Below are 19,950 nucleotides of genomic sequence, written 5' to 3'. Positions count from 1 at the left end.
GCACCATCAGGGAGACGCCACCGATGACCGGTCACGACTACGATCCGAACAACATCTTCGCCAAGATCCTCAAAGGCGAAATTCCCTGCCACCGCGTCTACGAGGACGACGACACGCTCGCCTTCATGGATGTGATGCCGCAGACGCCGGGTCACGTTTTGGTGGTTCCGAAAGCGCCCTCACGCAATTTGCTCGATGCGGATGCGGCCGTGCTTTCGAAGGTCATTCCGGTGGTGCAGAAGCTGGCGCGGGCCGTCAAGGATGCGTTTGATGCTGATGGAATTACCATCACGCAGTTCAACGAAGCGCCGGCCGGCCAAACCGTCTTTCACCTGCATTTCCACGTCATTCCGCGCTACGAGAATCAGCCGTTGAAGCCGCATACGGGCAAGATGGAGGACAAGGAAGTCCTCGCTGCCAATGCCGAGAAGATCATCGGCGAACTTGGCTTCTGATCAGGGTTGAAGCAGGAGCAGTCCTGCGACGAGAATGGCGATCGGTGTCAGCACGCCGATCGCGACCCGCTTGCCGGTCAGGAGAAACACGGCAAAGCCGATACCAGCCGCTGCAAGCCGCAGCCAGAGTGGCGAGAGCGCCAGCGTTCCCGTCGGGAATACAATCAGCTTTGCCGTCACCGCCATGACCAATGCCGTGGCAACCGCCCTCACCCAGTAAAGCGTCTCGGAATCCTCTTTCAGCCGGTGGCCTGCGATCACACCGAGCCAGCGCCAGATATCGGTTGCGAGAAAACCCGCGACAGCGATGACGATATAGGTCCAGTACCCATCGAACATCATGCGGCACCCCGATCAGATCCGCGCTTGCGGCGATAGCGGTCGATCAGATAGGCCACCGTGCCACCGCCGATCCCAGCCAGAAGCACGTCGAACTGCGGCGCTACCAGCGCCAGCGCCGGTCCTAAGACGATGCCGATCACGAAGGCGATCCGGACGACCGGCTGCGCTGCACTCGCCCAGATCGAGGATATGAAATAGACCGGGGTCAGCATGAACAAGGCACCCGCCACAACAGGCGGAAACTGAGACACGACACCAAAGCTGACGCCGACGATCAGCGCATTGGTGCAGGTCAGCGTGATGCCAAAACCTGCAAAGAAGGCAACCCGGCGCTCTCTCGGCACATGGCGGAGATTGAGGCTCGCAAAGACCCAGGACGTGATGGCGATGAAATGCGAGAGAAACAGGAGAACCGGCAGCGGTGTCTTCTTCGTGCGCATCTCCGGCATGATCGACGCCACCATCGGCATCATCCGGATCGACGACAGCGTCACGGCGAGGAAGGACGCGGCGATGTTGGCGCCGCCCAACATCGAACCCACCAGGATCATCTGTGCCGGCAGGGCCCAGATACCGAGCGTCATCGCGACAGCCTGACCTCGTGTCAGGCCGGCTTCGACCGCAAAGGCGCTGAAACCGACATAGGACGTCATCAGGATCAGAGCCGGCAAGGAGAAGATGCCGCGCATGCCCTTAAGAAACCACGCAAGGCCGCTGCGCTCGGAGCTTTCGGTGGTCATTGGCATGCCCGTAAATGATTTACGTTACGGGACCTACAAAAACGACGATGCCGGGACAAGCCCGGCATCGATTTCTCGGATGGAAAAGAGCGCTACTTGCTCTTTGGGACGCGTGGCACGGTGCTACCCTTGCGGGGCGCGGACTTTGCCGGGGCTTCCTCGGCAATCACGTCGCCATCGTCGACGACATTTGCCTTCGCGGAACCGCCGTCCTTGTCCTTGGCCTTCGGCGCAGACTTCTTCGAAGGCTTTGACTTTGTCGTCTTGGCCTTGATCTCGTCGGCAGCCTCTTCCACTTCCGCTTCAGGCTTCGGCTTTACCCGGGCCGTTTCCGAAATGGACTCCAGAAGAAGACCGTCGGTGCCATCTTCCTTCTTGCCGGCCGTGACGCGAACGATGCCACCCTTGCGAAGCTTGCCAAAAAGGATCTCGTTGGCGAGCGGCTTCTTGATGTATTCCTGGATCACGCGAGACAGAGGTCTTGCGCCCATCTTCTCGTCATAACCCTTTTCCGCCAGCCAGGCGATCGCGTCCTCATGCAGATCGAACGTCACGTTACGCTCCGACAGCTGGCTTTCCAGCTGCATCACGAACTTCTGGACGACCTGGTGGATAACCGTGGTCGGCAGCGGTGCGAACGGAATGATCGCATCGAGACGGTTGCGGAATTCCGGTGTGAACAGGCGATTGATCGCCTCCTCATCTTCGCCGGTGCGTCTTGATGATCCAAAGCCGATCGCAGACTTGGCCATCTCGGATGCACCCGCATTCGTCGTCATGATCAAGATGACGTTGCGGAAGTCGATTTTCTTGCCGTTGTGATCGGTCAGCGATCCATGGTCCATCACCTGCAACAGGATGTTGTAGATATCCGGATGCGCCTTCTCGATTTCGTCGAGCAGAACCACGCTGTGCGGGTGCTGATCAACGCCATCGGTCAGGAGGCCGCCTTGGTCGAAGCCGACATAGCCGGGAGGTGCGCCAAGCAGTCGCGAGACCGTGTGGCGTTCCATATATTCCGACATGTCGAAACGCAGCATCTCGACGCCGAGCGAGGCGGCAAGCTGCTTCGCGACTTCGGTCTTGCCGACGCCGGTTGGACCGGAGAAGACATAGGAGCCGATCGGCTTGTTCGGCTCGCGCAGACCTGCACGTGCCAGCTTGATCGCCGTCGACAGCGCGTCGATCGCGACGTCCTGGCCGTACACGACGGAACGCAGTTCCTTCTCGAGGTTGGCGAGAACCATCTCGTCATCCTTGGAAACCGTTTTCGCCGGGATGCGGGCCATCGTGGCGATTGTCGCCTCGATTTCCTTTTCCGTGATCAGCTTGCGACGCTTGGAAGCGGGCAGCAGCATCTGGGCTGCACCGGTCTCGTCGATCACGTCGATCGCCTTGTCCGGCAGCTTGCGGTCGGAGATATACCGTGCTGACAGTTCCACCGCCGACTTGATCGCGTCGTTGGTGTAGCGCAGCTTGTGATACTCTTCGAAATACGGCTTCAAGCCCTTCATGATTTCGATCGCATCATCGATCGACGGCTCATTGACGTCGATTTTCTGGAAGCGTCGAACCAGAGCCCGGTCCTTTTCGAAGAACTGGCGGTATTCCTTATAGGTCGTCGAACCGATGCAGCGGATCTGGCCAGAGGACAGAGCCGGCTTCAGCAGGTTGGACGCATCCATGGCACCGCCCGACGTTGCACCCGCACCGATGACGGTGTGGATTTCGTCGATGAACAGGACAGCACCTGGAAAATCTTCCAGTTCCTTGACGACCTGCTTCAGACGTTCCTCGAAGTCGCCGCGATAGCGGGTGCCTGCAAGCAGGGTGCCCATATCGAGCGAGAAGATCGTCGCATCGGCCAGCGCTTCGGGCACCTTGCCCTCGACGATGCGCTTTGCCAGTCCCTCGGCGATCGCAGTTTTGCCAACGCCCGGATCGCCCACGTAAAGCGGGTTGTTCTTGGAGCGGCGGCACAGGACCTGGATCGTGCGGTTGACCTCGGAATGACGACCGATCAACGGATCGATACGGCCATTCTTGGCCTTTTCGTTCAGATTGACACAGTATGCCTTGAGGGCATCCTGCTGCTTCTTGCCGGGACCTTCCTCCTCGTTGCGCGAAACAGGCTTGGCGTCTGAATCGGGCTCATCAGCACCACGCGGGGTCCGGGCCTGGGAGGAACCCGGACGCTTGCCGATGCCGTGAGAGATATAGTTGACCGCGTCGTAGCGGGTCATTTCCTGCTCCTGCAGGAAGAAGGCTGCGTGGCTCTCACGTTCTGCGAAGATTGCGACGAGCACGTTTGCTCCGGTCACTTCTTCACGACCGGAGGATTGGACGTGGATCACAGCGCGCTGGATGACGCGTTGAAAGCCGGATGTCGGTTTGGAGTCCTCGTCATAGCCTGTCACCAGGTTTGCGAGTTCATTGTCGACATATTCAGACACGGTTTTGCGGAGCGTATCCAGGTTGACGCTGCATGCTCCCATGACCGCCGCCGCATCGGCGTCGTCGATCAACGCCAGAAGCAGATGTTCGAGTGTGGCATATTCGTGATGCCGCTCGTTCGCGAAGGTCAGTGCCTGGTGCAGAGCCTTTTCAAGACTAGGCGAAAATGTTGGCACGTCGGGTTCCTCACTTCTTTTCCATGACACATTGCAGCGGATGCTGGTGTTGCCGGGCGAAGTCCATGACCTGGGACACCTTGGTTTCCGCTACTTCATAGGTGAAAATTCCGCATTCTCCGACGCCATGGTTATGGACGTGGAGCATGATAATCGTTGCCGCATCGCGGTCCTTCTGGAAAAAACGCTCCAGAATATGGATGACGAACTCCATTGGCGTGTAGTCGTCATTCAGAAGGAGAACGCGGTACAGGTTAGGCCGTTTGGTTTTCGGTTTCGTTCGCGTGATGACGGAGGTTCCGCGGCCCGCGTTGTCTCCGTCGCCGTTCTTTTCATTTTCCATCAAGATCGGCAGTGCGATCATCGTCTTTCATTCCCTAGTCATCCAGCGGCGGTATAGCGAACAACCGGTCGACAGGACTTCAGTCTTGCTAAAGGTAGTTCTTTGGGAAAGGATTTTAAGCCCCCTTTCCCGCTGTGCAATCACTATTCCGCCGAGAGGGGCTCGCGACGAGCCAAAAGTACCACATTCGGCAACTCAAATTCTGCCGCCATACTGACCCAAAAGGCGGGCGGCATCATGGCCATAGCCTCAGACGCTGCAGCTTCATGCGTACGGATCCGACGCGCGAACGGCGATCGCCTGTCGCTCAAAATTCCGTCGAAGAGTAGATGCTAATGAAGCTTGCATGCTTGAGGCTTACGTCCAAAACAAAAGAGGCCCACGAAGGGCCTCTCGACAACGTTTCTTGAAAACCAGTCGGATCCTGCGATCAAAGATCGACGTCGAGGATCGCCATGGAGAAATTGTAGGAACGCTCGCCATCTTCGTCATCCAGATAGACGACGCCGAGAAATTCATCACCAAGATAGACTTCGGCAGAATCGTTCTTGCGGGGACGCGCCTTGACGACGATCTGGGGGTTCAGAAGGCGCTTGAAATAGTCGTCGATCTTCTTGATTTCGTCGGGGTTCACGATCTTCTCCGTCAGATTTTGCGATCAAATCGATGCGCTTTTGGCACGGGAGAAAGGCGAAAGTAAAGCCGCCGTTCTCTCCACCGCACGACCCTGCCCCGAGTTTTCCTGGAACAAGTAGGTCCGGGCGCGGACTAGTCCTCGGCGCGCAGAAGCTGGTCCATCAGGCGTGCCGGCTCGGAGCAACCCGCGGTCCCGACGACCTTTGCCGGAACACCGGCGACGGTGGATTTTTCCGGAACAGCTTTGAGGACGACGGAGCCCGCCGCCACACGCGAGCAGGCACCAACCTCGATATTGCCGAGGATCTTTGCGCCGGCGCCGATCAGCACGCCGTTGCCGATCTTCGGATGACGATCTGCGCCCTCCTTACCGGTCCCACCGAGAGTGACCCCATGCAGGATGGAGACATTGTCCCCGATGATCGCGGTTTCGCCGACGACAAGGCCGGTCGCGTGGTCGAGGAAGATCCCCTTGCCGATCTGAGCCGCCGGATTGATGTCTGTCTGGAAGACACTTGAGGCGCGGCTTTGCAGATAGAGCGCGAAGTCGCGACGGCCGCGGTAAAACAGCCAGTGCGCCAAGCGATGCGTCTGGATGGCGTGAAATCCTTTGAAGTAGAGGACTGGCTCAACGAAACGCAGGCAGGCAGGGTCGCGGTCGTAGACGGCCTGGATATCGACGCGCAGAATAGCACCCCAATCTGGCCATTCGTCCAGCATTTCCATGAATGTCTGCCGCAGCAGGACGGCCTGCAGATCGGGATGATCGAGCCGTTCGCAGATCCGATGAACGACGCATTCTTCCAGCGAACGGTGGTTCAGGACGGTTGAATAGAGGAAGGCGGCCAGCAACGGGTCCTGCTCGATTGCGACGCGTGCTTCCTGCCGCAGCGTGTCCCATATGGGGTCGACGCTAGCGACACTATCGGTCTGGCGAATGTCCTCGGTCTGGCGAACTTCGGTTCTCGCGGCCATGGCCGTCTCCTCTTTGGCGTAAGCCACGATATATAGATTAGATTTACGACAACACCAACGCCGGCGAAATCGCATTTCGTTGATCGTTAAATCAAGGGAAGCTGAAGTCTTGCCAGTCTACGGTCGTGCGAGGCTCAGGCCTGCGCTGCGTAGAACTCCAGTACCGCTTTCTTGAAAACCCTGTCGCCGACCGCAAGCATGTGGTCACGACCGGGAATATCGAGCGCTGTCGCATTCGGCATCAGATCGGCCAGGTCCTGCGGTGAACCCGCGATATCGTCCTTCGTCCCGACGCCGATCAGCGTGGGAACGTCGATCTTGCCCATATCGCTGCGTTCGACCAAATCACGCGAACCGCGGATACAGGCGGCGAGTGCCTGCTTGTCGCTTTTCGTCTGGTCGGCAAAAGCGCGGAACATACGGCCGCGATCATGGCTGACGCTCTCAAGCGAGGGCGCCAAGAGCGCATCCGCGATCGGATCCCAGTCCCCGACCCCGTCCGTCATGCCGATACCGAGACCGCCGAGCACCAGCGACCGGACCCTGTCCGGATCGTTGAGCGCTGCAAACACCGAGATACGCGCGCCCATCGAATAGCCGAACAGATGCGCTGCCGGGATGCGCAGGTGATCGAGCAGAGCAACCGAATCCGCTGCCATCACCCAAGGGCGATAGGCGTCCGGATCGGTCGGCTTGTCACTGCCGCCATGGCCGCGGTTATCCATGGCGATCACCCTGTAACCGGCATCGCCGAGCGTCTTTACCCATCCCGGATGCACCCAGTTCACGGTCGCGCTGGAAGCGAAACCGTGGATGAGCAGGACAGGATCGCCTGCCGGATCCCCCTCATCCAGATAGGAGAGGCTCAGGCCGTCATGGCTGAAGGTGGAAAAGGCCGGGGCATTGAGGTTCATCTGGGATATCCTGTTTTGGCGGCGGACCATAAGATATCGGTGCTTGCGATTGAACCCTGAAAGACACCTCGCATCGCGGTTTTTGCACTACACTTTTGAATGCGGCGGCGGTAATGTCCGCGCCAAATCAGACGTGCCCTATTGTACGCATTGGAGACGACCATGGCCGGCCACAGCATTCCCCATTTCCAGAACGACGGCGGTTTCCCGTCGATCCAGATCGGCGTGAAGGAATTCATGTGCACTGGTGCATCCGTTCCTTACGATCATCCGCACATCTTTATCGACATGGGCGACGAAGTCGAAAAGGTCTGCTCCTACTGTTCCACTCTGTACAAATACAACCCGACCCTGAAGGCCGAACAGACCGACCCTCCGGGCTGCGTCTTCAACGTCAAGGCCGCCTGATCGGCAGCCAGAAATGGCTGTCGAGACAGTAGCGATCGTGGGTGCGGGCATGGCGGGTCTCACCGCTGCGCTCGCGTTTGCGCGCCATGGCATCACCTGCGACATCTTCGAGCAGGCGCCTTCCCTTCAGGAAGTCGGCGCTGGACTCCAGCTGTCGCCGAACGCTTCGCGCGTGCTGAGCAAGCTTGGCGTACTCGGCGATCTGGAACGGTTGTGGACAGAACCTGACGAAGTGCAGCTCGTTTCGGGCCGTTCGCTGCAGCGGCGAGCCTATGTGCCATCCGGCCGGTTCGCCCGCGAGCGGTGGGGATCGCCCTATGGCGTCCTCCATAGGGCGACGCTGCAAGACGCGCTTCTCCACGCCGTGAACGCCAACCCGCTCTGCACGCTTCGGCTGGGCTCGAAGATTGGGAGCGCCGTTCGAGACGAACTGGCGGAGATCTCCGGACGCCACCATGACCTGATCGTCGCCGCAGATGGCGTCTGGTCTGGCATTCGCTCCGCAATTCCCAAAAGTCCGGAAGCCGTTTTTTCCAACAGTGTCGCCTGGCGCTTCATGGTTTCAAAGAGCGCGGCACCTTCCTGGCTGAAGCCGAATGCCGTCAGTGCATTTCTCGGACCTTCGGCACACATTGTGGCCTATCCGCTCAAGGAGAAGGATAGTTTCAACATCGTCGCCATCGCGTCCGGCGGCAACACTGGCAATTGCTGGAATACGGAAGCGAGCGCCGCCCAGAAAGACCTGCTGCTGCGTCATTTCAAGGGGTGGCATCCGAGCATAGCCGAAACACTGGCCGCATCCGACAAGCCGACCTTCTGGCCGCTCTATCAGGTGACACCGGGCCGTTGGCACAATGGCCGCGATCTTGTTCTGATCGGCGACGCCGCCCATGCGATGCTGCCCTTTGCGGCCCAAGGCGCGGCGATGGCGATCGAAGACGCGTTCATCCTGGCAAACCGCGTGGCCGCCCTGCCCTCGCTCACACAGGCGCTATCAGCCTACGAGACCGAACGGGCCGGTCGCGTCGCCAAGGTGCGAGCACGCGGGGAATTCAACCGCTTTGCCTATCATGCGCGCGGCCCGCTGAAGCTCGGTCGCAACTTTGTTCTCTCAATGCGTCCGCCGCAATCGCTCGCGGCAGATCTGGATTGGCTCTACGGTTTCGACGCCGAGTAGCGTCGAGGTTGAGCGATCAGACCGCGGCCGCCGCGGCAAACCCCGCTTCAAGATCTTTCTTGAGATCAGGCACGTCTTCGAGACCGATCTGAAGCCTGATGACTGCACCCTCGGTGGGCTGCTCGCGGATGGTGCGGTCGGAAAGATTTACGACCAGAGCAAGGCTTTCGTATCCTCCCCAGGAGTAACCGAGGCCGAAAAAGCTCAGGGCATCGAGGAAGGCGTGCGCCTTGGCCTTTGCCCTCTCAGGCTCGGCCTGCAGCACGAAGGAGAAGATCCCGCTCGATCCCTTGAAGTCACGCTTCCAGATCTCGTGGCCAGGAAAGCTTGGCAATGCTGGGTGCAGGACGCGCGCAACGCCGTCGCGGCCTTCCAGCCACTGGGCGATTTCAAGGGCGCTTTTTTGATGCTGGTCCAGCCGCAGACCCATCGTTCTCAGGCCACGCAGGATCAGGTAGGAATCTTCCGGCGCACCGCAGATGCCCATTGCAATCCGCGCCGCCTCAAGTGCCGGAAAATGCTTCGCATTGGCCGACACCGAACCCATGACGATATCCGAATGCCCGGACGGGTACTTCGTGGTCGCATGGATCGAGACGTCGACGCCGAAGTCGAGCGGACGAAAATAAAGCGGTGTCGCCCAGGTGTTGTCCAGCGTCACCACGACGTCTGCGGAATAGGCGTGTACAGCGTCCGTGATTGCGCGGATGTCCTGCATCTCGAACGTATTCGAGCCGGGCGCTTCCGTATGAATGAGTTTGGTGTTCGGCCTCATCAGCTTGGTGATGTCTGCCCCGATCTCCGGATCATAGTACTCGACGTCGATCCCCAGTCTCGTGAGCATCGTGTCACAGAAAGTCCGGCAGGGCGTGTAGACTGAGTCGACGATCAGCGCGTGATCGCCCGATGACAGGTAAGCCAGGAAAGGGATTGAGATCGCAGCCAGTCCCGATGGAACGAGGATCGTACCCGCAGAACCCTCGAGTTGGTCGAACGCAGCGCACAGGGCGTCCGTCGTCGGGGTCGCGCGGGTTCCATAGGTGTATGGCTGGCTGCGCTTTTCCATCGCTTCGGCATTCGGGAAAAGGACCGTGGAACCTTTGACGACAGGCGGGTTGACGAAGCCATGATACGCGCGTGGATCGTTTCCGATATGCGCAAGGCGCGTATTCTGACCCGCTTCTTCGATCAGTTTATCTTTCTGGGACATGTCCGGAATGCACTTTCGTTGACGATAGCGCCAGTTTTGCCGCCGCCCTCCAGGCTGGTCAACCCCGCTGCCCAATTCCCAGTACCGGTGCAATATTAGCATGCTCGTTCGGTATAAAAACCGCCACAACTCGCACACAGCTTGAGCATTTGCCCAGCGCGTAGGCGGCAAAGTCTAATACACCGTAATTTGGACGCAATTTGAACGGGTGGCCCTTGACCCTGCCTTCGTTTCCGAATGAGATATAAACACCCGCGCCGGGAGGTCAGCGGGGGACCGGTCGTATTCATAAAATCAGGGGAACGGCCTGTGTCGAGAGATCACACAAAACAACAGATAAGGTTGGGAAAATGAAAAAGACGCTTTTGTCTGCCGCGTTTGGCGCAGCGGTCCTTGGCTTTGCCTCGGCAGCTTCCGCGGCCACGCTTGATGATGTCAAGGCGAAGGGCTTCGTTCAGTGCGGCGTCAACACCGGTCTGGCCGGCTTCGCGCAGCCGGATTCGGCCGGCGCTTGGAAAGGCTTCGACGTCGATTTCTGCAAGGCCGTCGCAGCTGCGGTTTTCGGTGATGCAACGAAGGTGAAGTACACGCCGACCACGGCCCAGAGCCGCTTCACGGCACTGCAGTCGGGTGAAGTCGACGTGCTCGCACGTAACACCACCTGGACCATCAGCCGCGATACCGCGCTCGGTTTCAACTTCCGCTACGTCAACTACTACGACGGCCAGGGCTTCATGGTTCCGAAGAGCCTGAACGTGAAGTCGGCGCTTGAACTGTCCGGCGCTGCCGTCTGCGTTCAGTCGGGCACGACAACCGAACTCAACCTCGCCGACTACTTCAAGTCCAACAACCTCCAGTACAACCCGGTCGTCTTCGAAAAGCTCGAAGAAGTAAACGCCGCCTACCAGGCCGGCCGTTGCGACGTCTACACGACGGACCAGTCGGGCCTTTATGCAACGCGTCTCGCGCTGTCGAACCCTGACGAACACGTCATTCTTCCGGAAATCATCTCCAAGGAGCCGCTTGGCCCAGCCGTTCGCCAGGGCGACGACAAGTGGTTCGATATCGTTTCGTGGACAGGCTACGCCCTGGTTCAGGCCGAAGAATTCGGCATCACCCAGGCCAATATCGACGAGATGAAGAACTCGACCAACCCGGATATCCGCCGCTTCCTCGGCACCGAGAAGGACACCAAGGTCGGTACCGATCTCGGCCTGACCAACGAATGGGCCTACAACATCGTCAAGGGCGTCGGTAACTACGGCGACGTCTTCGAGCGCAATATCGGTTCCGGCAGCCCGCTGAAGATCGCACGTGGCCTGAATGCTCTGTGGAGCAAGGGTGGCCTGCAGTTCGCACCGCCGATCCGTTAATCGACTGATAGACTGACGTCTCGCAGGGTGGCTCCGTCCGCCCTGCGAGACATTCTCCACGATCAATAAGAATCAAAAACAATAAGGGCCCACAACGGGTCACAGGGGATTGGCAAAGCATGACGGACAACTCGATCCGTGCGCCTGCTACTAAGCGCGCGTCCACGTCACTCATTTACGATCCAAAAGCGCGGAGCATCTTCTTCCAGGTGCTGACGCTGGTCATTCTCGTTGCGCTCGTCTGGTCGATCGCACACAATGTCAGTGTCAACCTTGCCCGCAGCAACACCGCCACCGGGTTTGGCTTCCTCGCTGGTCGCTCAGGCTTCGATATCGGGCAATCCCTGATCGCCTACACGAGCGACTCGACCTATGGCAGGGCGATCCTGGTCGGCTTCCTGAACACGATGATGGTCGCTGTCACCGGCATCATCACAGCAACCATCGTCGGCTTCATCATCGGTATCGGTCGCCTGTCGAAAAACTGGCTGATCGCCAAGCTCTGCACCGTCTATGTCGAGGTGTTCAGAAACATTCCGCCGCTGCTGGTCATTTTCTTCTGGTATTCCGGCGTTCTCGCCATTCTGCCGCAGCCGCGTGATGCTATCCAGGGCCCGCTCTCGACCTTCCTCAGCAACCGTGGCCTCACCTTTCCGGCGACGATCTGGGGCGAAGGCGCGTGGATCCTTCCGGTTGCCATTCTCGTCGGCATCGTTGTCGCGTTCGTCTTCCGCACGTGGTCGGTCAAGCGCCAGATGGCAACCGGGCAGCAATTGCCCAACGGCTGGATCTCCGCCGCCATCATCATCGGTCTGCCGCTTCTCGGATTCATCGCCATGGGTTCGCCGCTGACCTTCGACTATCCCGTCGAAGGCCGTTTCAATCTTTCCGGCGGCGCCAATATCCGTCCGGAATTCGTGGCTCTATATCTGGCGCTTTCGCTCTACACGGCTGCGTTTATCGCGGAAATCATCCGAGCCGGCATCAAGGGCGTCGGCAAGGGACAGACGGAAGCCGCCGCTGCACTCGGCGTCCAGCCGGGCAAGATCACCAGACTGGTTGTCGTACCGCAGGCTTTCCGCATCATCATTCCGCCGCTGACAAGCCAGTATCTCAACCTGACCAAAAACTCGTCTCTCGGCGTTGCGATTGGTTTTCCCGAGCTGTTTTCGACCGGAAGCACCTCGCTCAACCAGACCGGTCAGGCTGTCGAGATGATCACGATCATGCTCACCATCTATCTGAGCATCAGCATCGCGACATCGCTGTTCATGAACTGGTTCAACGCCAAGATGGCTCTGGTGGAGAGATAAGACATGTCTACACACAAGCTCTCTTACGTTCGCAATGACATGATTGCACCGGAACCGCCGCCGGTCAGCGCCAGTTCGGCAAGCGGCTGGATCCGGACCAATCTCCTGGCAACGCCAAAGGATGTGGTGCTGACCATCGTCGCCATCGCATTGCTGGCTTTCGCCCTGCCCGGCATCATCAACTGGCTTTTTATCAATGCGAGTTGGGTCGGTGCCGATCGCTCGGTCTGCGCCACCGTCGTCCAAGGCGGCACCCAGCCGGATGGCTGGAAAGGCGCATGCTGGGCGTTTGTCGGTGACCGGTTCCAGCAGTTCATGTTCGGCCGCTACCCGATCGAGGAGCGCTGGCGCGTCATGCTGGTCGGGTTCATGCTGATCGTGCTGCTCGTGCCTCTCCTCATTCCGAAACTGCCGTACAAGGCGCTGAACGCCGTTCTGCTGTTTCTCGTCTACCCGGTCGTCTCGTTCTTCCTCATGCATGGCAATGTTCTTGGCCTGCAGCGGGTCGAGACCCCGCTCTGGGGCGGCATGATGGTGACGCTGATCCTCTCCTTCGTCGGCATCGCGGTCTCCTTCCCCGTCGGCATCCTTTTGGCGCTCGGACGGCGTTCCAACATGCGCGTATTGAAGACGCTCTGCGTCGTCTTCATCGAGGTGATCCGCGGCGTACCGCTTGTCATGGTTCTCTTCATGGCAAACGTGATGCTGCCGCTGTTCCTGCCCACCGGCTGGAGCATCGACAACTTCCTGCGCGCCGTGATCGGTGTGTCGCTGTTTGCCTCCGCCTATATGGCAGAAGTCATTCGTGGCGGCCTGCAGGCTATTCCGAAAGGTCAGGGCGAAGGTGCCGATTCGCTCGGCCTCAGCTACTGGCAGAAAACCCGCCTGATCGTCCTTCCACAGGCGATCAAGCTCGTGATCCCTGGCATCGTCAACACCTTCATCGGCCTTTTCAAGGATACGTCGCTCGTTGCCATCATCGGCATGTTCGACCTCTTGAACATCATCAGGCTCAACTTTACGGATACGACCTGGATCACGCCCATGACGCCGCTTACCGGCCTCGTGTTCGCTGGTCTTATCTACTGGATCTTCTGCTTCGGCATGTCACGCTATTCCGCCTTCATGGAACGGCATCTCGATACCGGCCACAAGCGATAACAAGGGGAAAAACAATGGCTGACGCCCAACCCAAAAACCTCACCGTCTCCTCCACGGATGTCGCTGTCGAGATCATCGGCATGAACAAGTGGTATGGCGATTTTCACGTGCTGCGCGATATCAACCTCAAGGTGATGAAAGGCGAACGCATCGTCATCGCCGGGCCGTCAGGCTCCGGAAAATCGACGATGATCCGCTGTATCAACCGCCTCGAGGAACATCAGTCGGGCAGCATTGTCGTCGACAATATCGAACTCACCAACGATCTGAAAAAGATCGACGAAGTGCGGCGAGAAGTCGGAATGGTGTTCCAGCACTTCAACCTCTTCCCGCACCTGACGATCCTTGAGAACTGCACGCTTGCACCGATCTGGGTTCGCAAGATGCCGAAGAAGGAAGCCGAGGAAGTGGCGATGCACTACCTCAAGCGTGTCAAGATCCCGGAACAGGCCCATAAGTATCCGGGCCAGCTCTCCGGCGGTCAGCAGCAGCGCGTGGCGATTGCCCGCTCGCTGTGCATGAAGCCGAAGATCATGCTGTTCGACGAACCGACCTCGGCTCTCGATCCTGAAATGGTCAAGGAAGTGCTCGATACGATGGTTGGCCTTGCCGAAGAAGGCATGACCATGATGTGCGTCACCCATGAAATGGGCTTTGCCCGCCAGGTCGCCAACCGGGTGATCTTCATGGACCAGGGACAGATCGTGGAAGAGAATTCGCCGGCGGAGTTCTTCGACAATCCGCAGCACGAGCGCACCAGACTGTTCCTTAGCCAGATACTGCACTAGGCAGACTGCGCCAACGCGAATGACCTGCAATAGAAAAGGGGCGCCGCGAGCGCCCCTTTTCCGTTTCCCGTCGAAACAATCGTCAGGGCGCCATCACCACTGGAATGAGTAGCGGGCATTGACGCTGGTTACTGCTGCGGTCGCGTCCGAATAGCGATCGACGGAGCCGCTGAGTGTCAGGCTGTCACCTAGTTTCTGCTCGAGTCCCAGCCCCGCGCCGCCGATACGAAACGTATCGATCGCCGTTGCGCGGACGACCACGGCTGTGCCGGTGTTTGCCCGGGACAGCCTGAGGGTCTGGTTGGCGTCGAGGCCACTCCAGTCCTGATTGAGCCCGTCGTAGCGCATGACATAGCTCGCATTGCGCTCGACATCGATCGTCGACGTGACGATCTGCGTTTGGTGGTAGTTCATGCTGACGGCGGCCGTTTCGGCCAATCCGTCGTAATCGATCCCGATCTTGCGTTCGACCTCGTAAGCGGGCCTCTGGATCGACTTCATCTTCATGCTGCCCCACAGCCGAAGCGGCGTGTTCATCGACCCGTCCTTCTTCGCATCGACACCGACGTTGAAGCCCGCCTCGGGCTCCAGCTCCGTCGGCAACCTGAAGCCGAGCTTGACGGAATAGCTTCTGTCCGAATTCTTGACGGGCTGCCAGATCAGCGGCCTGTCCGCCGCATAAGCGCTCAATGCCGAAAACGGGCCAACCGCAAAGATTGCCGCAAACAGCGCGACGCCGCCGGCCAATAGACTTCTGTTCATTTGATCCCCACTCGAAGGCTCAAGACAATGTTGAGGCGCAAGCAACCGCGAGGTCGCCCGGAACACCCGTTTCAATGCGATGGAGGCGAGTTTGTCAGACCCAATGGTCCGTTTTCGCCACGTGCCTTCCCCTGCCGATGCAACGGAACTGACCGCCGCGAATATACGCTCGAATGAGGCAGCTTCGAATCGATTTTGCGGCTGAAATGCGATTGCGGGATCACGATCGGTTTCCCGAGGATGTGAACTCCCGCTGTTGCTGCATCGCAACATGACGTGGTGAGGCTGGGTACGCGGAGGAATGAGTGGTAGGTCCTACCCCAATGCAACGCTCTGGCACCACGAGTACCGGTGGCAGCATGCTAGGCCCGGTTTGGTCATGAGCACTCGTTATCCTACGATGACAGGATCCAGTTCGACCGGGTCGCCGGCGGGCGATGAGCACACGTGGGGATTCACGAAAACCACTTCTTAACCATTCAGAACTCACATTAGCCAATAGGAACATATTAACCGATCCTGTTAACGCAACACTCTTTTGACTTTCGGTAAAAGAACAACACGTCGGGACGCCTTGTCCCACGGCACGAATCAAGGAGGATTTGCATGTCGGTTTTTGCACGCTTTATGAAGGACGAGTCTGGCGCCACTGCCATCGAATACGGGCTCATCGCCGCTCTTATCTCTGTCGCGCTGATCGCTGGTGCACAGACGCTCGGCGGTGCACTAAGCACGCAATTCACGAACCTCAGCAAGAAGTTGAACTGCGGCGGCGCTGCTACCACTTGCTGATCGCTGGCATTGCGAGATGCAACCAAGTCGGGTCATGAGGTAACGTCGTTGCACGATTGGCCGGCAGGTATTCTCACTCAAGTATTCGCCTGAGGTCTTCACCCCAGGTTAACATCCAGATCGTACCCAAAAGCTCGGACGCCATCTCTTGGTTCCAGCACTCAACTCGCCGAACAATGGGACCTCCATTGTTCGGTTTTTTGTTGCCGTCACGGTTGTCCGACCCGGTCGCGCGACGCAATCGAGCCGTTGACGCAGGTTCGGGATGACGTGCTCGCGAGGACCTACGCGGAAGGCGAAATCCGAGTCGGACGTCTGTTGGCCTCATCGACCCTCGCGAAAGTCATACATTTGCATCATCGCATGTGCACACAACCGCGATGAAAGCCTCACGCGCCTCAATCAGTAGTTCATACCCTCGAACACACAGGCGGGTCGCCAAGCCGATATCCGACCAACACACGACGAGTTAACTCAGGTCGTCGTCGGCTGCGGCCTTTGGAGGGTTGTGCTTTCTCTAGGGTCTGATTTCGAAAATGAAGCAATGGTTAACCGACCTTGCCGGGCGGGGCGAAATACGCCAGAGATTCTTGATCTCTATATCCAGCTCCAAAGCAGCGCTTTGCTCAAGGCGATATCCCTTCGCTCAAGCGGCAGTCGCAATTTTTTGGGAGATAGTTTTGGCGACCCCTGCAGGATTCGAACCTGCGACCACCTGCTTAGAAGGCAGGTGCTCTATCCAGCTGAGCTAAGGGGCCTGCTAAGACGCTTCTACCAGAACGCAGACAGGATGTCAGTGCGTCCAGGGCTGCGAGCGATTGAACCGGAAATTGTCGGTGTAGGAAGCAGCTTGACGCGCGGGTTCCTTTGGCTGGACGACGCGGTATTCGATGCCTTCGCGCTTGGCGTAGGCTTCGGCAAGTTCCTGACTTTCAAATGTCAGACGCACCTGCTGCTTCATGTCTCCGGAAGATGTATAACCAAGGATCGGATCGATCCGGCGTGGCTCTTCCTGGTCGAATTCGAGGAGCCAGAGATGCGTCTTGGCTTTGCCAGATTGCATTGCAGTTTTTGCGGGACGATAGATCTTGGCCGTCATGAACTGAAACATCCGACTTTTGCTAGCGTGACGCTTGGGCAACCGCTGAGCGCGACGCTCTTTTGAAGGCAATGGTCGGAGTGGAGAGATTCGAACTCCCGACCCTCTGGTCCCAAACCAGATGCGCTACCAGACTGCGCTACACTCCGTTCCTTACAAGAATGCGAGATACACGGTTCCCTACCGGCCCGCAACTGCAAAAAGTGGATTTTTCCAATTGTTCGAACTGTCTAGCGAACTAACTGTGGGAAAGCGGCCAAACACTTATCCTGCGTTGCCGATCCGTTTGGAAACCACCTTGTCACCAACCTTGATTCCGAGCGCTTTCGTCCGACCGGCATTCAGTTCGAGGACAAATTTTACCGGTCCCCGCGAATCGATCACGTCACGAGAGTAAGGAACCGCATTTTCGCGGATATGAGAGACCGTCCCGTCGCCTTCGATGAACAGCATATCGAGCGGCAGGATGGTGTTTTCCATCCACATGGAAACACGGCGTGTCTCGCCGAAGTCGAACAGCATGCCGTGATCGTCAGGCATTTCCTTGCGGTACATCAGGCCCTGCGAGCGCTGCTGGTCTGTCAGAGCGAGCTCGATCACAAAGGCATGGGTCTTGCCCGCTGCCGTGCGGATCGACAGCTCATCTTTTGGAAAGATGACCTGCTGGGCTGCGGCAGCGTAGGCGACAAACAGAAAAAGCGCCGCAAGGGCGCCTTTTGCAAAGGGCGTGATCCGCCCGAATGACTGCATTCTCAACATCAATGTGACCGGCTTACAGGGTTGGGATTGTCGGGATGAATTTCGGCTGCCATCAAGCCCTTGTCGCCAGGTCCGAACCGGACCAGCACGGTCTGGCCGGGACGGAGCTCTGTCAGTCCGTAGCGGCGCAGCGTTTCCATGTGGACGAAGATATCTTCGGTCCCCTCACCGCGGCTCAGGAATCCGAAGCCCTTGGTGCGGTTGAACCATTTCACCAGTGCCCGTTCCAGGCCGCTCGTTGGCGTGACCTGAACATGGGTGCGAACCGGCGGCAACTGCGAGGGATGAACTGCGGTCGACTGATCCATGGAAAGAATGCGGAAGGCCTGATAGCCGCGGTCGCGCTTCTGGATCATCGCGACGATACGGGTTCCTTCAAGGATGGTCTGGTATCCATCGCGCCTCAGGCAGGTCACATGCAGAAGCACATCCTGCATACCGTTGTCGGGCACAATGAAGCCGAACCCCTTCGCAACATCGAACCACTTGACCACACCCGTAATTTCGATGAGCTCGACCGGATCGCCCGCGAATTCCTCGTATTCGGCTACGCCTTTCAACGATATCCTGTCTGCCATATCCTATCGGCCCCTCGATTACGCGTTACGACATGACGGTGGAAGTGATTCTTCGCGCCTAGATTAACATCCCGTTAACCCTCCAGTGCAAGTCCCCGTCTAGACTTTATCAGCATCTTTCTACGGCTGACGGCTTGCCCCAGGCTTGCTGACCTCCTGCGATGCACCATATCCGCTCGACAGTTTGCCAACGACATCGCGGAGCTTGCGACACATGCGCTATCTACACACAATGGTTCGGGTCAAGGATCTCGACGCGTCTCTCCATTTCTACAAGACACTGATGGGTTTGGAGGAGATCCGCCGCATCGAAAATGACAAGGGCCGCTTCACGCTGGTCTTTCTGGCTGCACGCGACGACGTTTCGCAGGCTGAGGAGAACATGGCGCCGTGCATCGAGCTTACCTACAACTGGGACAGCGAGGATTACACGGGCGGACGCAATTTCGGCCACCTAGCCTATGAGGTCGACGACGTCTATGCATTCTGCCAGCACCTGCAGGACAATGGCATCGTGATCAACCGTCCGCCTCGCGAAGGTCGGATGGCCTTCGTACTTTCGCCGGACGGCATTTCCTTCGAGATCCTGCAGAAGGGCGACAACCTGCCGGTCGCCGAGCCGTGGGCATCGATGCCGAATACGGGCAGCTGGTAATTGAGGCTTGCGTCGGCCTGACCAAGGCCAACGCCCCTCTCTTGCCGAGCGAAACAGGACACGTGATGCTCATCTCCATGATTCGCGACAGAGTGTCCGCGACGCACATGAAGGGCATCACGTGCCGGTTTCGCCAGCAAGATCGATCTCAAGGCCGAGTTTTCCGCTCCTCGCAGTGGCGATAGCAGCTCTAATGATGAGCAGTTGCTCGATGACCCGCAAGGTTGCCGACGCCGAACCGGTGTCCGCAGAGGCGGTGGCCGCGGAGCAACCAGATGGCGCGGCAAAACCGCTTGCCAAAGGCGGCACGAGCGGCGCCAGCCTTTATGTCGATCCTCTCGTCTCCACACAGGCGCACCAGGCCAAAACCGCGCCAGCTGCAGCGTCTGCTGCGCCGGGCGCCAACGCCGCCCCCGGCGCCTTCCCTCCGGCGCCGGAGCAGCCGTCGAACTCCATCGCCGGGCTCGTCACGCAACCGACTGGCGTGCGCGCGAGCAGCTACAGCATCTTTTCGTCCAACACATCGCCATTCCCATCGGCGACGACGGCACCTGCTGCTGCCCCTGACGGGCAGACAGCCGTCGCCGCTCCGGCCGGCGGCATCAATGCAGCGCATGGCAGCGTCTTCACGCCCCGCCAGCCGCTGCCGGACCCGTCACAACAGGCGCAGCTCTAACCATCAGCCTCGTACGGGAGCGAAAAGCGCGAGCTGGTCAGATCGGATAAGCCGCTGATTTCGCATGGCTTTACGCTTACTGAAGCCGCATTTTCCGCGCATCTAATTTTTCGCAAAAAACATCGTTTTTGCGCTTGCGGTAACGAAATCACGCCTCTATAAGG

General features: G+C 58.6%; 22 protein-coding genes and 2 tRNA genes. 10 read left to right on the top strand and 14 right to left on the bottom strand.

Going from position 1 to position 19,950, the window contains the following annotated elements; translation table 11 throughout:
* The first annotated feature begins 23 nt into the window (after positions 1-23).
* Entirely contained in the window at positions 24-455 is a 432-nt protein-coding gene (locus tag ASF70_RS13595; protein WP_062580407.1) for an HIT family protein, read from the top strand.
* Here the strand turns inward: ASF70_RS13595 and ASF70_RS13590 are convergent, their stop codons facing one another.
* The 7 genes from ASF70_RS13590 to ASF70_RS13560 all read right to left on the bottom strand — a co-directional run bounded on the left by ASF70_RS13590 (position 456) and on the right by ASF70_RS13560 (position 7,035).
* Positions 456-797 carry an AzlD domain-containing protein gene (locus ASF70_RS13590; protein ID WP_062457341.1) on the bottom strand — a complete coding sequence of 114 codons (342 nt, stop codon included), beginning with the start codon at positions 795-797 and terminating at the stop codon, positions 456-458. It lies immediately after the preceding gene.
* Positions 794-1,537: an AzlC family ABC transporter permease gene (locus ASF70_RS13585; protein ID WP_062580406.1), complete on the bottom strand. Its 744-nt coding sequence runs from the start codon at positions 1,535-1,537 to the stop codon at positions 794-796. Before ASF70_RS13585 ends, ASF70_RS13590 begins: the two co-directional genes overlap by 4 nt.
* Positions 1,538-1,629: 92 nt before the next feature.
* Entirely contained in the window at positions 1,630-4,167 is a 2,538-nt protein-coding gene (gene clpA / locus ASF70_RS13580; protein WP_062580404.1) for an ATP-dependent Clp protease ATP-binding subunit ClpA, read from the bottom strand.
* Between the two features lie 10 nt (positions 4,168-4,177).
* Positions 4,178-4,531: an ATP-dependent Clp protease adapter ClpS gene (clpS, locus tag ASF70_RS13575; protein ID WP_062457349.1), complete on the bottom strand. Its 354-nt coding sequence runs from the start codon at positions 4,529-4,531 to the stop codon at positions 4,178-4,180.
* A gap of 409 nt (positions 4,532-4,940) precedes the next feature.
* Entirely contained in the window at positions 4,941-5,144 is a 204-nt protein-coding gene (locus ASF70_RS13570) for a DUF3126 family protein (RefSeq protein ID WP_062457352.1), read from the bottom strand.
* 134 nt (positions 5,145-5,278) lie between these two features.
* Positions 5,279-6,121, bottom strand: coding sequence for a serine O-acetyltransferase (gene cysE, locus ASF70_RS13565; RefSeq protein WP_062580402.1), 843 nt, complete (start codon positions 6,119-6,121; stop codon positions 5,279-5,281).
* Positions 6,122-6,255: 134 nt separating this feature from the next.
* Complete coding sequence (locus ASF70_RS13560) at positions 6,256-7,035, bottom strand: alpha/beta hydrolase (protein WP_062580401.1); 780 nt, start codon at positions 7,033-7,035, stop codon at positions 6,256-6,258.
* A gap of 162 nt (positions 7,036-7,197) precedes the next feature.
* Between ASF70_RS13560 and ASF70_RS13555 the strand changes: the two genes are divergently transcribed.
* Both ASF70_RS13555 and ASF70_RS13550 read left to right on the top strand, forming a co-directional pair.
* Entirely contained in the window at positions 7,198-7,443 is a 246-nt protein-coding gene (locus tag ASF70_RS13555; RefSeq protein ID WP_062580399.1) for a zinc-finger domain-containing protein, read from the top strand.
* Positions 7,444-7,456: 13 nt separating this feature from the next.
* Positions 7,457-8,620: an FAD-dependent monooxygenase gene (locus ASF70_RS13550; RefSeq protein ID WP_062580397.1), complete on the top strand. Its 1,164-nt coding sequence runs from the start codon at positions 7,457-7,459 to the stop codon at positions 8,618-8,620.
* Between the two features lie 16 nt (positions 8,621-8,636).
* Here the strand turns inward: ASF70_RS13550 and ASF70_RS13545 are convergent, their stop codons facing one another.
* The gene (locus ASF70_RS13545) at positions 8,637-9,830 is read right to left on the bottom strand and encodes a cystathionine beta-lyase (protein WP_062580395.1); all 1,194 of its coding nucleotides are present in this window, start codon (positions 9,828-9,830) and stop codon (positions 8,637-8,639) included.
* A 350-nt stretch (positions 9,831-10,180) separates the two neighbouring features.
* Between ASF70_RS13545 and ASF70_RS13540 the strand changes: the two genes are divergently transcribed.
* From ASF70_RS13540 to ASF70_RS13525, 4 genes are all read left to right on the top strand, one after another.
* Positions 10,181-11,203: an amino acid ABC transporter substrate-binding protein gene (locus tag ASF70_RS13540; RefSeq protein ID WP_062457371.1), complete on the top strand. Its 1,023-nt coding sequence runs from the start codon at positions 10,181-10,183 to the stop codon at positions 11,201-11,203.
* Positions 11,204-11,322: 119 nt separating this feature from the next.
* On the top strand, positions 11,323-12,516 hold the full coding sequence (locus ASF70_RS13535) for an amino acid ABC transporter permease (protein ID WP_062457374.1): 1,194 nt from the start codon (positions 11,323-11,325) through the stop codon (positions 12,514-12,516).
* Between the two features lie 3 nt (positions 12,517-12,519).
* The gene (locus ASF70_RS13530; RefSeq protein ID WP_062580393.1) at positions 12,520-13,677 is read left to right on the top strand and encodes an amino acid ABC transporter permease; all 1,158 of its coding nucleotides are present in this window, start codon (positions 12,520-12,522) and stop codon (positions 13,675-13,677) included.
* A 14-nt stretch (positions 13,678-13,691) separates the two neighbouring features.
* On the top strand, positions 13,692-14,465 hold the full coding sequence (locus ASF70_RS13525) for an amino acid ABC transporter ATP-binding protein (protein ID WP_062457380.1): 774 nt from the start codon (positions 13,692-13,694) through the stop codon (positions 14,463-14,465).
* Between the two features lie 93 nt (positions 14,466-14,558).
* On the opposite strand, the gene ASF70_RS13520 is transcribed toward ASF70_RS13525, so the two are convergent.
* Complete coding sequence (locus ASF70_RS13520) at positions 14,559-15,227, bottom strand: hypothetical protein (RefSeq protein ID WP_156461832.1); 669 nt, start codon at positions 15,225-15,227, stop codon at positions 14,559-14,561.
* A gap of 606 nt (positions 15,228-15,833) precedes the next feature.
* Here ASF70_RS13520 and ASF70_RS13515 point away from each other — a divergent pair.
* Positions 15,834-16,019, top strand: coding sequence for a Flp family type IVb pilin (locus tag ASF70_RS13515; RefSeq protein ID WP_062457386.1), 186 nt, complete (start codon positions 15,834-15,836; stop codon positions 16,017-16,019).
* Between the two features lie 681 nt (positions 16,020-16,700).
* Here ASF70_RS13515 and ASF70_RS13510 read toward each other — a convergent pair.
* The 5 genes from ASF70_RS13510 to ASF70_RS13490 form a co-directional block, all read right to left on the bottom strand.
* Positions 16,701-16,777: transfer RNA gene (locus tag ASF70_RS13510), tRNA-Arg, on the bottom strand.
* A 35-nt stretch (positions 16,778-16,812) separates the two neighbouring features.
* Positions 16,813-17,118, bottom strand: a complete 306-nt coding sequence (locus ASF70_RS13505) for an ETC complex I subunit (RefSeq protein ID WP_062458113.1) — start codon at positions 17,116-17,118, stop codon at positions 16,813-16,815.
* Between the two features lie 72 nt (positions 17,119-17,190).
* Positions 17,191-17,267 (bottom strand) — tRNA-Pro (locus tag ASF70_RS13500).
* A 115-nt stretch (positions 17,268-17,382) separates the two neighbouring features.
* Complete coding sequence (locus ASF70_RS13495) at positions 17,383-17,868, bottom strand: DUF192 domain-containing protein (RefSeq protein ID WP_062457420.1); 486 nt, start codon at positions 17,866-17,868, stop codon at positions 17,383-17,385.
* A gap of 8 nt (positions 17,869-17,876) precedes the next feature.
* Positions 17,877-18,455, bottom strand: a complete 579-nt coding sequence (locus ASF70_RS13490) for a cold-shock protein (protein ID WP_062457423.1) — start codon at positions 18,453-18,455, stop codon at positions 17,877-17,879.
* Positions 18,456-18,669: 214 nt separating this feature from the next.
* On the opposite strand from ASF70_RS13490, the gene ASF70_RS13485 reads away from it, so the two are divergent.
* Positions 18,670-19,110, top strand: a complete 441-nt coding sequence (locus tag ASF70_RS13485) for a VOC family protein (protein ID WP_062457428.1) — start codon at positions 18,670-18,672, stop codon at positions 19,108-19,110.
* Positions 19,111-19,321: 211 nt separating this feature from the next.
* The gene (locus tag ASF70_RS13480; RefSeq protein WP_062580390.1) at positions 19,322-19,786 is read left to right on the top strand and encodes a hypothetical protein; all 465 of its coding nucleotides are present in this window, start codon (positions 19,322-19,324) and stop codon (positions 19,784-19,786) included.
* Positions 19,787-19,950 lie beyond the last annotated feature (164 nt).

The organism is Rhizobium sp. Leaf321, from assembly GCF_001423215.1.
In the GTDB taxonomy this organism is placed as follows: Bacteria; Pseudomonadota; Alphaproteobacteria; order Rhizobiales; family Rhizobiaceae; genus Neorhizobium; species Neorhizobium soli.
Note: the sequence above shows the minus strand (reverse complement) of the source record. Positions and strands in the feature narration are given on the sequence as shown.